This is a genomic window from Paenibacillus intestini (genome assembly GCF_030803945.1).
GTDB classification, from domain to species: Bacteria; Bacillota; Bacilli; order Paenibacillales; family Paenibacillaceae; genus Paenibacillus; species Paenibacillus polysaccharolyticus.
This window is the reverse complement of sequence record NZ_JAURUN010000003.1, coordinates 374,848-387,304: the sequence shown is the minus strand read 5'-3', so window position 1 is coordinate 387,304 and position 12,457 is coordinate 374,848. Positions and strand designations below refer to the sequence as shown.

Here is a 12,457-nt window from a genome sequence, read left to right as displayed (position 1 = left end):
TGGCCCTGCCTTACTTAAACCGATGCATAAAGCATCGGCTCCATGATACATGCAACATTTCAACCAAAATGAATGCTCTAACTCGAAACATCCATGCTGTATTCGGCTATGCCTCGCCTGTGTCTACTTCTCTTCCTGCTGTGATTTTGGCGCAGAATCAGACAAGTACGTCCAGTTTTCCTTTTGTACCACCAAGCCATCTTTCATCAGCTTACCGAGAGCACGTTTGAACGCGGATTTACTAATGCCAAAACGTTGCTTGATAATATCTGGCGGTGTCGCATCGGAATAAGGCATGCCGCCCATAGGGCGCTCTTTCATAAAAGCAAGCAGCTTGTCTGCGTCTTCGTTACGCCCAACTTCTTTGCGTTGTGTCATCGCCAAATTTACACGACCGTCTTCACGCACCAGCGTAACCCGACATTTCACCTTTTCACCCAAACGAAGCATATGACTGCGCTCCGAAGAATGGATCATGCCAATCGCTCCAAAACCAAGCACACCACCATCAACAAGTACAAATGTACCCATCTGAAGCGGCTTGTACACCAGAGCTTCCACCCACTCATTCAACCATGTGGTTGGCGCGTGGAAGGCAAGCGGAGCAAGTTCACGTTCTCCGGCCAATTTGGCACGCAGACGTCCTTGCTTGTCATGCTCCATGATCACGAACACCTCATCCCCAACTTGGGGACGCAGTTCTTCAAGTTCAGGCAACTCACGGATTGGAAGCAACAACTGGCGACCAAGACCCATTTCCAGGAAGCAGCCAAGGCGCGGATGCACATCAGCTACGACCAGTTTAGCCATCTCACCCAGCGTGAGGTACGGTTTTTTCATCGTAACAGCAAGGCGGTCTTCTGTATCAAAGAATACAAAAACCTCCAGCGTTTCACCAATCTTGATATCCCGAGTCAGCTCGGTGTAGTGAAGCAATACATCTTCCGATCCTGTCGTCAAAAAATAGCCAAATGGAGACACTTCACGTGAAACCGGTAGCGAGACGACTGTTCCTGCAATCAAACTCATACCGTTTCCACCACTTTGGCATCAGACCAGAGACGCTCGATATTGTAATATTCACGCTCATCGCGGTGGAATACGTGAACCACGACATCGCCAAGATCCATCAGCACCCAGCGTGCAGAGTCCATGCCTTCAATGCCTTTAATTGTCGCACCAGCTGCATGAGCCTGTTTACGAATCTCTGTAGCAATCGCCTGTACCTGTGTATCGGAGTTACCGTGGCAGATCACAAAATAATCGGCAACCAGTGAAATATTGTTCAGGTCAAGTGCTACAATGTTTGATGCCTTTTTATCGTCAGCGGCGGTAACCACCATGTTCATAAGTTCTTTCGATGATACTGTCATGAACCAACCTCCATAATCTATAATTGTGCAATCAAGTCATTACGTGAGAGCACCGTAAGCGGGTAGATAACACGGCGCTGGGAGAGCAATAGGCTGATCGTCGAATCAAAACCGGCAATCAAACCTTCCTCCAGACTGCGCTGAGCCTGCTCACGAATGTACTCTACACCCGGGAAATCACGTCCCGGCTCAATATAATCGGCAAGGCATACCACTTTGTCCAGCAGGCTCATCCCTACCCTACCAGAAGTATGCCACCGAATGGCGTTAATAATCTCTGAATCGGACACACCATAATCCCGTTCAGCTACAAAGGCACCCACTTCCGAATGCCAAAGCTGCTTATCATGATGTAAAAGTTCAATATTTAATCCGTTATCACGAATAACGGCTTCCATCTCGGCTACTGGCCAATATTTGGCCACGTCATGTAAAATCGCTGCTATATCCGCTTTTACCGGATCAGCACCATACTTTTCAGCCAAGACAACGGCTGATTCCATGACACCCTGCGTATGTTTCCAGCGCTTGGCCGGCATCTGTGCAGAGACAGCCTCGATTAACCCCTCACGGCTTAGTGCCATATAAACCGCTCCTTACAATGTATTGATGAACTGCATCGGGGATCATAAACCGCACCGAATGCCCCTTCGCCAGTCGTCTGCGTATCGCCGTAGATGAAATATCAACAAGAGGCATCTCGGCCAGCAGAACCCGTCCCTGCAATGCATCCGGTAAATCGTCCAGATGTAGCTGGAAGCCCGGACGTCCAACACCGATGAAGGTCATTTTGGACGCCAGTTCTTCAATCTCTTCCCATTTGGGAAGGTAATTCACCATATCCGCCCCAATGATAAAATAAAACTCATGCTCAGGGAAACGGCGCCACAATTCACGCATGGTGTCAATCGTATAAGATACGCCGCCAAGCTCCATTTCGATACCTAGTACCTCATACTGAGTAGCTTGCTTCACAGCCAACTCAGTCATTTCCAGGCGCTGTTGCCCCGTCGCACCTGCACTGGGTTTGTGAGGCGGGACATGAGACGGCATAAACCAGATTTCATCCAGAGCATGCGAATCCCTTGCCGCTTCTGCTGCCAGCAGATGCCCCATGTGGATCGGATCAAACGTACCGCCCATGATGCCGATCTTCACCCGCGCCACGCTCCTTATCTTGGAAGTTCGATTTGTTTATTGTCACGTGATTCTTTGTAGAGGATAATGGTGCTCCCAATCACTTGTACGAGCTCACTGCCTGTTTCACGAGCTACCTCTGCAGCAATTTCATTTTTATCGTCAAGGTTATTGTTGAGCACTTGAACTTTCATCAGTTCGCGCTTCTCAATGGCCTCTTCGATGTGACGGAACAAATGCTCATTCGTGCCCCCTTTACCAATCTGAAACACAGGGGTCAGATGATGTGCTTGTGACCGCAAAAAGCGCTTTTGTTTACCAGTTAACATGAATACTTCATACTCCTTATGTTGAGCAGGCCCTGCATGTAGCCCTAGGCTGATTCAGAGCCTGGCCGTTCAATTATTATTTTTCAAAACTATCCAGTACTGCTCGTCTCATCGTGTCAACAGGGGCGGGAATGCCAAGCCAGTGTTCAAATGCAACGGCCCCTTGATAAACAAACATTCCGAGTCCGCCATGCACGGTGCATCCGCGCAAACGGGACTCACGGAGCAGACGGGTTTCGAGCGGGTTGTATATCAGATCGCTAACAGCTGCCCCTTCGCGAATCCATGCAGGATCAACTGGAACATCATCCACATGTGGATGCATGCCCGCTGCTGTCGTATTAATAACGATATCTGCCGTGGCAAGTACAGCTCGAGCATCCTGCATCCCGTTGCCAGAGATGTTTCCCAGACCATGGCTTCGCAGATCCGTAGCAAGAGTAAGTGCTCTGTCAGCTGTGCGGTTCAGGATGCTGATCTGTTCGGGCTTTTCCAGAGCAAGCGCATAGATAACACCTCTTGCCGCGCCGCCTGCGCCAAGAACAGCGATCCTTTTCCCTTCAAGCTGAGGAACAGCCTCTTCTTTCAACGAGCGCACATATCCGATTCCGTCGGTATTGTACCCTGTCAGCTTGCCATTTTCGTTCACGATCGTATTGACTGCTCCAATTAAGCGAGCACTGTCATCGATCACATCGAGGTATTGCATCACCTGCTCCTTATGCGGAATCGTGACATTAACACCCCGATAACCCAAGGCAACAATGCCACGAATAGCAGCTTCGAGCTGATCAGGCTGCACATGCAGCGGCATGTACATTCCGTGCACACCTGCTGCTTGCAAAGCAGCATTATGCATGGCCGGAGATTTGGAATGAGCAATCGGGTCACCCATTACACCCAGCAGTACGGGAAGTGAAGAATTGAACTTATTTTCTGCTGACATCGATACGCCTCCGATCTGATCCGTTGTTGGAATTAGGTCCCGCCATCCAAACTAGATCAGGGAAGGACGAATCTGCACCCGAATGCCTTTTGGAACATGGACAGCCACTAAAGCACCCTTATCTCCGTTAACCTTGATCCAGCCCAGACCAGAGATGAATATGTCCGACTGACTGCCACGTTTAATCCGGAATTCATGTCTCGTCCATTCCGGCATCTCAGCGGCATTCTCACGGGTTGGCGGAGAAAGCAATTCTCCGAGGTGATCACGGTACAGATCATCTGCCCGTTCCAATTTTGTCCGATGAATATCCAGCGCAGTGCTGATAAAACAAGTGAACGATTGGCGATCCCCTTCAATAAAATCAAACCTGGCCATCCCACCGAAGAACAGTGTCTGACCGGAATTCAATTGATATACCGCAGGTTTAAGCGGTTTCTCAGGCATAATTGCAGCCAGATCCTTACGGGATACAATTTCACTGAAGCGCCAAGGATACACAATTCCCGGCGTATCAATAATATATTTTCCATCGTCTAGCGGAATGTTCACCATATCCAGTGTCGTTCCCGGATAACGCGAGGTCGTCAGTTCCTGTTCCAGATCGCTGTAGTCTCGGATCAAACGGTTAATCAGTGTCGATTTACCGACATTGGTTCCACCGACAACGTACACATCCCGATCTCCACGGTACGTGCCAACAAGCTCAAGCAGACGGTCAAAGCCTTGGTTTTGCTTCGCACTGCAGAGCACAACATCTACTGTCCGCAGGCCTTGTTCTTTGGCTTGCTTTTGCACCCAGTTCCGAACTTTGTTCCAGTTGGTAACTTTAGGCACCAAGTCCGTTTTGTTTACGGCAAGCAGTACCGGATTGTTTCCAACAAAGCGTTGCAAGCCAGAGATAATACTGCCGTCAAAATCAAACAAATCAACGATATGAATGACGAGTGCATCCTTATCCCCGATTTTGCTGAGCAGAGCCAGGAACTCGTCCTGATCCACCGTTACAGATGATGACTCATTATAATTTTTGATACGGAAACAGCGCTGGCAGATGACCGGTTCACGGTCAAGTGCTTTTTCTGGAAGATATCCGGGCAAATCCGGATTTTCCGTTTGCAAATTCACGCCGCATCCACTGCATCTTACGGCAATATTGCCGTTATGCGGTTCTGTCATTTCTTCTTTTCCTCCTCAAGCCATAAGCCTTTCTTACGCAAATTCGACAGGGCAATCCGTTCTACTCTCCGATTAAAGCGAGTCATAAAGCCCTCATCTCCGATGGAAATGGGCAGCACCAGAACCGTATAGAGTCCAAGTCTGTTCCCTCCATAAACGTCGGTAAGCATCTGATCTCCTACAACAATCGTTTTTTCGGGAGCAAGCTCCATCATCTTCATTGCTTTACGAAACGGTACATTCGATGGTTTGCGTGCACTATGCACAAACTGGATATCCAGCGGAGTCGCAAACAGGGACACCCGATTCAGATTGTTATTGGACACAATCATCAGCTTGAATCCCACCTCTTTTACACGCGCGAACCATTCGATCAATTCTGGTGTAGCATCAGGTGCTTTGGCTCCAACAAGCGTATTATCCAGGTCAGTTATGATTCCACGATACCCTTGAGCGTACAGTTCATCCAAATCAATATCAAAAACTGTGTCTACACGCAGCTTGGGCATTAACATTTTAAACAAAGAAGTCACCTCAGTTTCATACGACACACTATATCACAAATCTGTCTTTCCTGAAAATGAAAACACCCTTTATCACGTTAAAAAAAGGAAAAACGGGACGGGCATGTTCTATGCCCGTTCCGCTTTCAGTTCCTTCCGCAGCTTCAGAGCTGCCTGATAGACAACCTTCCAATCATCGGCGGTTACCGTTGCCGGACTGTAGCGGGTCTGTTCAAACTTCATTAATAACTCTTCAAAAGTCGTTTGGGCAGATGGTCTAAGCTGACTCCAGCGAGTTACTGACTCACGAAGCGTTTCGTCACCACTGCGCGTTAGACCTCGTCTTCTCGCATAACGAATCCAGCGTTCTGTTTCAGCCAGCACCTTCTGTTCAGGTGTCAGCGGTCTGCCGGTCCGCAGGCGAAGTAACAAGAATCGCAACGAAAGGCGGTTGCGCCAGAACATATAGGCTACCCACAGTACGATAACAGCAGCGGCAATCCAGATCACAAAGGTTGGAATCATGTTTGTAGTCTGCTCAGGCGTTGGTGCTTGTTTTTCTTCTTGAACCGGTTCTTCCTCTGGTTGATCTTCTGGCTGATCAGCCGGCTGGACTTCAGGTGATTCGGTCAGCAATGGCATATCAAATCCCGGGGTTGCTTCAACCGGAATCCATCCGTATTCGCCAAAATATACCTCTGCCCACGAATGAGCATCCGCATTCGTAACCGTGTAGGTCGTTTCAATGGGCGCACCCGGCTGACGTGGAGCCTGCATGTCCGAGTTCAGGGACATCTGTCCAGGTGCATAACCTTTTACCCATCTGGCTGGGATGCCTTCGGCCCTTGCCATCATCACAAGCGCGGTGGAAAAGTAATCACAATACCCTTCACGAATATCAAACAAGAAACCTTCAACAAAATCATTGCTCACTTTCCGGGACAGATCCGGATTGTTGGTGTAGTTGAAGTTTTGTTGTAAATAGTCTTGCAGTAATGCTACTTTTTCATACGGTGTTTTTGCAGACGCAGTAACCTCGGCTGCGAGATCCTTTACCCTTTCGGGGAATCGGGAAGGTAATTGTAAATACTTGTCCTCTGCCGGATTGCTGGTATACAGAGCATCTGCTGATTTGGTACGAAGCTCGTCTTCCACGATAATCGGCACTTCGGATACAACCGTATAGTTTTTGGGATATTGCGGTTGCTGACGCGATGTGACCACGTGCAACTCCGCCCGCTCTGTATTCCAAAGCATACGATCCGCTCTTTCTTCACCATTCACCAAGCTCACTTGTGATATGGAATACGCACCAAACAAAATGGGATATACCGTGTCATTCAACATCGTTACTTTCTGCGTGACTTTTTTCGTTTTTACTTTACCAGCCTCTTCATTTTCCAGCGTTTGACTGGCTGACACATTCTCCATAGAAGCACGTCCAGGCTCATCCCAGCCCGTACCCGTATATTCAGAACGCGTTTCCCCTCGCCAGTAGCTTCGGTCACTGGTCGTGATTGACATGACTGGGGTGTAATCAAAGTTAAATCCTCCGCCAAGCTGACTGTCCTCGCGGCTGTATCCTGACTCCGTCGCTGTAGGAATATCCAGTACTCCATTCCCGGATTGATTTGCGGATGTTCCCGTGTAATTCCGCCAAGCGGTGTACGGATCGGTCAAGGTTGGCGGAATTTCCGGCATGTTCACACTGGCAACAATAATTAATGAGAATATGATAGCAATATTCGCCAGTATTTTATAAGGATACCGAATCATTCGTTTCCAGCCCTGCGGGTACTGCAGCTGATAATTACGGAAGTGCTGACATACGAGCCACCCCATACCTGCAAACATCACCCAAGCGATCTCAACCCAGAGCGGAATTTGAGTAAATGAATCCAGGATGCCTAGAGATATGATATTAACTCCCAGGAACACCAGAATACGGCGGGTTGAGTTTACAAGGCGAAGTGCAGCCTCCAACATCACCCATGCACACAAAGAAAACCAGACATACGGAGGCATGTGCAAGATAAATTGCTCCACACGCTCTGTTAGCGTTCCATAAGGGATGTAAACCATGTAATCAATCAACGTTTTATGCAAAATATACAAGAGAACAACCGCCTTGATTATCGTTCGATACAGCATTCTAAAGGGAAGAATGACCTCCAGAATACTTACAGCCGCCAGAGTCCACAGCACCAGCGAAGTTGTCTCGGTATACCATGACTCCTGGGTGAACGATATCCATTGCAGCGCAATGAGAAAAATCCATAGCAGAGATGCCGCATGATACCAGGATCTTTTTAATCCCAAACTTTCATTTCTTATGGCATTCATACCGAACCTCCCCCCATAACCGTTGGAAGCTCCTGCAGATGAGCAACGGTGAATGATCTCGTGCCCCTGCCACGCAACATGGCGTTCCATTCCTTACTTTGGCGGGATTCATTGGAATCAATCAAAATGTGACATGGAGTCATGCCACGTGTATCTGCCCAACGAAGTAGCTCAATTATCTTTTCATCTTTTTGTGGAGAAACGACAACAAAATAAGCTCCCTGTGGGAACTGACGCGCTATTTTCTCAACTCCAGGCAACAAGGTAGCATCTTTTCCGTTATCCTGGATATCCACAAGATGATGCATCATCTTCTGCCGTTCAATCAGACTTTCACTTGGAGGCATGAAGGATGACTTATCAGCCAAGGTTAACAACCCCATGCCCATGCGCTCCCTACTGCCATAGTCTAGCAGAGAAGCTGTAGTAGAAACGGCCAGTTCGAATGCTTCACCGTGCGGATAACTTCCGGCGAGCGCATCGAGTACCAGGATGGTTTTAGGCACAGACTCATGTTCAAATTCTTTAGATTTCCAGTTGCCTGTTTTGGCTGTGGCATTCCAGTGAATGCGAGAAAGACGGTCCCCGTAAACGTAGTCACGCACACCGTTGATCTGGGTTGTTTCCCTGCGTGAACGTGTCAAGGCTGTTTGTGGTCCAGACAAGCGTGACTTGCGATCATAAAGCTGCCAATAAGGAATAAATACCGTACGAGGTAAAACACGAAATTCACCGCTGGCCTTGAATGTTCCACGATGTTCGATCAATCCAAAAATATCCTCGCTAGCACATTCCGTTTCCGAGAAAACATATTTCCCCCGCTCAAGCGGCGGAGTTTGAAAGGAAAGTTCACCCGTTCCCCGCATACTCGGGATCAGACTTTCCTTAAATGACCATGATTCCCCATTATGTCGATGTAACATCTCACGCACGACCACATAAGGAAGCGGAAGAAATCCTGGAATGGTCAAGTTCAGCTTCACGCGGACCTGATCACCGGCATGAAGCAGTTCTTCATGATCCTGTCCGGAAGAGAGCCTCCGTACGCCCTGAGCCCGTTTCACACCGCTGAATCCAGCAATCGCAAGATACAGGCAAAGTAGCGTCACCATGGACAAAAGCATAAGTGAGGTCTTTCCTCCTTGAAATAAAACGTACGCAACGCAGCACATCCACACCACGGCGATGCCCCATACGCGAGGGTGGCGTAAGCCTCGATTGACTGTAGTCAAAAGCGGTCTCATCAACTATTGCCCCATCGATACAGGCACACGAACCTGCTGTAATACAGCGTTCAGAACGGCCTCTGAGCTCATGCTGTCCAATCTGGATTCGGGACGAAGTACAATACGATGAGAGATGACATACGGAGCCATCGTTTTCACATCATCCGGTAGCACGTAGTCTCTTTCTTGCAAGAAGGCAAAAGCTTTTACGGCCATCATGAAGGAAATCGCAGCCCTTGGGCTAGCTCCTAATAAAACAGACGGGTGTGTGCGCGTGTGGCGAACAACATCCAGCAGATAGTCCATCACAGGATCTCCAATGAACACTTCTTTAATCTCTTGCTGGATAGCCGAGATCTGATCCATGTGAGTCACGGATTCAAGCCGATCTACCGGTTGGCCCGACTGATGTTGCTTCAGCAACGTCTTTTCAATATCCTTGTCGGGATAACCGAGACTGATTTTTAACATAAAGCGGTCGAGTTGTGCTTCGGGTAACGTATACGTCCCCTCAAAGTCAATCGGATTCTGTGTAGCACAGAGCATAAAAGGATGCGGGAGATCGTACGTGTCACCGTCTACGGTCACACTGCGCTCTTCCATGACCTCAAGCAATGCAGATTGCGTTTTCGTCGTTGCACGGTTAATCTCGTCTGCGAGCAAAATATTGGTCATAACCGGACCCGGTCGGAAATAAAAACGCTCATCCTTCGGATGGAAAACAGAAACTCCTGTAATATCACTTGGCAGGATATCAGGATTACATTGAATACGCCGGTATTCCCCGCGCATGGATTTCGATAGTGCTTTGATCAGCTGTGTTTTGCCCGTTCCCGGTACATCTTCAATCAGAACGTGTCCACCTGCTAGCAAAGCTGTAAGTAAAAGTTGAATTTCAAAGGACTTCCCCATAATGCAGGACTCCAGATTTGAACGAACTGCAGAGATGATTTGGATCGACTCTTTGCGCACAGGCATGTGGTCTAACCTCCTAAAAAAGCATACAGATTTCCTTTTATTGTACATGATCCAACGTCACGAGTACACTCGAAGGAACTCACAATTTGTTTCCAGTCGTCAGCTTCACCGCATTTACCGCATCGGTACGACAAAAAAAAGCCACGGATCATATAGATCCGAAGCCTTTGCTTATCACAGTATATATTTTAAATTTAACCTTTTGGACGAACAACCAGTGCCGCGAGAAAAGAAAAGATAATCGCCGACGATATCCCTGCCGCGGTGAGGTCAAAAATACCGGTAATCACGCCAATCCATCCCTCTTTTTCCAGTTCAGTTAAAGCTCCGTGCACCAAAGAATTTCCAAAACTTGTAATCGGAACCGACGCCCCTGCACCAGCGAATTTCACCAGAGGGTCGTACAAACCAAAGGCATCTGCTACCGCGCCAGCCACCACCAGTGTACTCATTGTATGCGCGGGTGTTAGCTTCGCACCATCCATCAACAGCTGTCCAATTACACAGATCAGACCACCTACGATAAAAGCCCATAGAAATTGCATATCTCTTACCCCTCCTGTTCAATTGCGACAGCATGTGCTATACAAGGAATGCTTTCACCCTGCTGGTATGAGAGTGGAGACAGGAGCGCTCCTGTTGCAACTACAAGCACACGCTTCAGATCCCCTTTATGCATCCGGTTCAGGATGTGACCATAAGTAACTGTAGCAGAACACCCGCAGCCGCTTCCTCCGGCAACGACTTGAGGCTGATTCTCCCGATCATAGATCATGAGTCCGCAATCGTTAAAAACAGTCTGCTCCATCGGAATCCCTTCTTTATGCAAAAGTTCCTTCGTTATAGGCAAACCGACGGAAGCCAGATCACCTGTAACGATGAGATCATAGTATCCTGGCTCCAGCCCGGTATCTCTAAAATGAGAAATAATCGTATCGGCGGCTGCCGGTGCCATCGCTGCACCCATATTAAAAGGATCTTTGATACCAAGATCCATAATCCGGCCAATCGTGGCTTTTGCTACATATGGGCCTTGTCCTGTGCGGGAAACAACACCACAGCCAGAACCCGTGACGGTGTACTGTGCATACGGCGGTTTCTGGGAACCATACTCCGTCGGATATCGAAACTGTTTTTCCACCGTACAGTTATGACTCACCGTTCCAGCGAGTACGTAATCGCCGGCACCGGAATCGACAATCATGGACGCAAGGGCTAACGTCTCCATTGAGGTTGAGCAGGCTCCAAATACACCAAGATAGGGTGCACCCAATTGCCTTGCCGAAAATGAACTGCTGATAATCTGGTTCATCAGATCCCCGCCGACAAAATAATGCAGTTCTTCCTTCGTAATATTGGCGTTCACCAATGCGAGCTGAGAGGCTTTTTCCAGCAATTTACGCTCTGCTTTTTCCCACGTTTTCTCACCGATCTCAAGGTTATCATAAATGTAATCAAAATCAGAAGATAACGGCCCCTTACCTTCATCTGGGCCTACAACGGTAGCTCTGCCTATAATTCGCGGCTGATGTTCATACTCCCAGGTCTGGCGGCCCAGCCTTTTCATAGATGTCCACCTCCGAAGCCCAAAAAGGCATATACAATTCCAATGATGAAAGCTGCAACGACCCCAAAAACAATGACGGAACCGGCAAGCTTGAACATATTTGCTCCAACACCGAGCACCAGACCCTCCGCACGATGCTCCAAGGCAGCAGAACACATGGAATTCGCGAATCCCGTCACCGGTACACCCGTACCCGCTCCCGCCCACTGCGCAATTTTGTCGTACACACCAAGACAGGTCAGAATCACGGAGATCAGGATCATGACCGCGACAGTAGGACTGGAAGCCTCCTTAGATGTCATGTCCAACCCAGCCATAAACGCTTCCTGGATCGCTTGTCCAATCAAACAGACGGTTCCCCCCACCAGAAAAGCTTTGATACAATTTTTGAAAATTGGGCGTGAAGGTTCATGTTTTTTGGCGACTTTTTTATATTCCTTCTCATCCATCGACAACGATGAAGTTTTCTTCTTTCCAGTTGCAGATTGTTCTGGCAAGCACAGGACCTCCTTTATGTGAATGGTTTGCAGTTATAGCTGAATGGCGATTGTGGAGCACTTCTATACATTGTTTGTTATTATCGGGAAGGTTATGTATCCGGCGAGAAACAGCAGATGTTTCCAAAATGAAAGAGATGGGGAAGTTATATAAATCACGCCGCTTAGTTGTAGTTCACAACCTGTTTGGTCTATAAATAAAGAAGAATGATGACGAGTAAAATAAAGAGTACAATGAACAGCACCTTCTCATTTCCTTCTTCAGGAGGCTTCATCTTGTATCCCGGCTCCTTCCTACGCTTAAAACGTCGTTTAACAGGACAGCCTGATTACAAAGAATATGGCTCCCTTTTATAATCATATGCATGAAGGCAACTCT

14 protein-coding genes are annotated in these 12,457 nt (G+C 48.1%); all 14 read right to left on the bottom strand.

What is annotated here, in order from left to right; genetic code table 11:
• Positions 1-123: 123 nt before the first annotated feature.
• Positions 124-1,029 carry a CvfB family protein gene (locus J2T16_RS10965; RefSeq protein WP_090914926.1) on the bottom strand — a complete coding sequence of 302 codons (906 nt, stop codon included), beginning with the start codon at positions 1,027-1,029 and terminating at the stop codon, positions 124-126.
• Entirely contained in the window at positions 1,026-1,373 is a 348-nt protein-coding gene (gene rsfS, locus J2T16_RS10960) for a ribosome silencing factor (RefSeq protein ID WP_090914928.1), read from the bottom strand. The genes J2T16_RS10965 and rsfS overlap by 4 nt, the downstream gene beginning before the upstream one ends.
• 17 nt (positions 1,374-1,390) lie before the next feature.
• A complete protein-coding gene (gene yqeK, locus J2T16_RS10955) occupies positions 1,391-1,957 on the bottom strand; it encodes a bis(5'-nucleosyl)-tetraphosphatase (symmetrical) YqeK (protein WP_154887983.1) in 567 nt (188 codons plus the stop codon).
• Positions 1,941-2,531 (bottom strand): nicotinate-nucleotide adenylyltransferase, encoded by a 591-nt coding sequence (locus J2T16_RS10950; protein WP_090914933.1) that lies wholly within the window; start codon positions 2,529-2,531, stop codon positions 1,941-1,943. Before J2T16_RS10950 ends, yqeK begins: the two co-directional genes overlap by 17 nt.
• A 14-nt stretch (positions 2,532-2,545) precedes the next feature.
• Complete coding sequence (gene yhbY / locus J2T16_RS10945) at positions 2,546-2,839, bottom strand: ribosome assembly RNA-binding protein YhbY (RefSeq protein ID WP_090914936.1); 294 nt, start codon at positions 2,837-2,839, stop codon at positions 2,546-2,548.
• 76 nt (positions 2,840-2,915) lie between these two features.
• Positions 2,916-3,785, bottom strand: coding sequence for a shikimate dehydrogenase (aroE, locus tag J2T16_RS10940; protein ID WP_221788902.1), 870 nt, complete (start codon positions 3,783-3,785; stop codon positions 2,916-2,918).
• A 51-nt stretch (positions 3,786-3,836) separates the two neighbouring features.
• Positions 3,837-4,964: a ribosome biogenesis GTPase YqeH gene (yqeH, locus tag J2T16_RS10935; protein ID WP_499018335.1), complete on the bottom strand. Its 1,128-nt coding sequence runs from the start codon at positions 4,962-4,964 to the stop codon at positions 3,837-3,839.
• The gene (locus tag J2T16_RS10930; protein WP_090914942.1) at positions 4,961-5,488 is read right to left on the bottom strand and encodes a YqeG family HAD IIIA-type phosphatase; all 528 of its coding nucleotides are present in this window, start codon (positions 5,486-5,488) and stop codon (positions 4,961-4,963) included. The genes yqeH and J2T16_RS10930 overlap by 4 nt, the downstream gene beginning before the upstream one ends.
• Positions 5,489-5,596: 108 nt before the next feature.
• Positions 5,597-7,810 (bottom strand): DUF4129 domain-containing transglutaminase family protein, encoded by a 2,214-nt coding sequence (locus tag J2T16_RS10925; protein WP_221788900.1) that lies wholly within the window; start codon positions 7,808-7,810, stop codon positions 5,597-5,599.
• Positions 7,807-9,054, bottom strand: coding sequence for a DUF58 domain-containing protein (locus tag J2T16_RS10920; RefSeq protein ID WP_154888615.1), 1,248 nt, complete (start codon positions 9,052-9,054; stop codon positions 7,807-7,809). The genes J2T16_RS10925 and J2T16_RS10920 overlap by 4 nt, the downstream gene beginning before the upstream one ends.
• A 3-nt stretch (positions 9,055-9,057) precedes the next feature.
• Positions 9,058-10,014 carry an AAA family ATPase gene (locus J2T16_RS10915; RefSeq protein ID WP_090914948.1) on the bottom strand — a complete coding sequence of 319 codons (957 nt, stop codon included), beginning with the start codon at positions 10,012-10,014 and terminating at the stop codon, positions 9,058-9,060.
• A 194-nt stretch (positions 10,015-10,208) separates the two neighbouring features.
• The gene (spoVAE, locus tag J2T16_RS10910) at positions 10,209-10,559 is read right to left on the bottom strand and encodes a stage V sporulation protein AE (protein ID WP_090914950.1); all 351 of its coding nucleotides are present in this window, start codon (positions 10,557-10,559) and stop codon (positions 10,209-10,211) included.
• 5 nt (positions 10,560-10,564) lie between these two features.
• A complete protein-coding gene (gene spoVAD / locus J2T16_RS10905; protein ID WP_154887975.1) occupies positions 10,565-11,581 on the bottom strand; it encodes a stage V sporulation protein AD in 1,017 nt (338 codons plus the stop codon).
• Entirely contained in the window at positions 11,578-12,030 is a 453-nt protein-coding gene (gene spoVAC / locus J2T16_RS10900; protein ID WP_090915634.1) for a stage V sporulation protein AC, read from the bottom strand. Before spoVAC ends, spoVAD begins: the two co-directional genes overlap by 4 nt.
• Positions 12,031-12,457 lie beyond the last annotated feature (427 nt).

Bases quoted from the DNA above. Each gene is read 5' to 3' on its own strand.
- rsfS (WP_090914928.1), bottom strand. From the start codon at position 1,373: ATGACAGTATCATCGAAAGAACTTATGAACATGGTGGTTACCGCCGCT.
- spoVAD (WP_154887975.1), bottom strand. From the start codon at position 11,581: ATGAAAAGGCTGGGCCGCCAGACCTGGGAGTATGAACATCAGCCGCGA.
- J2T16_RS10965 (WP_090914926.1), bottom strand. From the start codon at position 1,029: ATGAGTTTGATTGCAGGAACAGTCGTCTCGCTACCGGTTTCACGTGAA.
- spoVAE (WP_090914950.1), bottom strand. From the start codon at position 10,559: ATGCAATTTCTATGGGCTTTTATCGTAGGTGGTCTGATCTGTGTAATT.
- spoVAC (WP_090915634.1), bottom strand. From the start codon at position 12,030: ATGGATGAGAAGGAATATAAAAAAGTCGCCAAAAAACATGAACCTTCA.
- J2T16_RS10915 (WP_090914948.1), bottom strand. From the start codon at position 10,014: ATGCCTGTGCGCAAAGAGTCGATCCAAATCATCTCTGCAGTTCGTTCA.
- yqeH (WP_499018335.1), bottom strand. From the start codon at position 4,964: ATGACAGAACCGCATAACGGCAATATTGCCGTAAGATGCAGTGGATGC.
- J2T16_RS10925 (WP_221788900.1), bottom strand. From the start codon at position 7,810: ATGAATGCCATAAGAAATGAAAGTTTGGGATTAAAAAGATCCTGGTAT.
- J2T16_RS10920 (WP_154888615.1), bottom strand. From the start codon at position 9,054: ATGAGACCGCTTTTGACTACAGTCAATCGAGGCTTACGCCACCCTCGC.
- yhbY (WP_090914936.1), bottom strand. From the start codon at position 2,839: ATGTTAACTGGTAAACAAAAGCGCTTTTTGCGGTCACAAGCACATCAT.
- yqeK (WP_154887983.1), bottom strand. From the start codon at position 1,957: ATGGCACTAAGCCGTGAGGGGTTAATCGAGGCTGTCTCTGCACAGATG.
- aroE (WP_221788902.1), bottom strand. From the start codon at position 3,785: ATGTCAGCAGAAAATAAGTTCAATTCTTCACTTCCCGTACTGCTGGGT.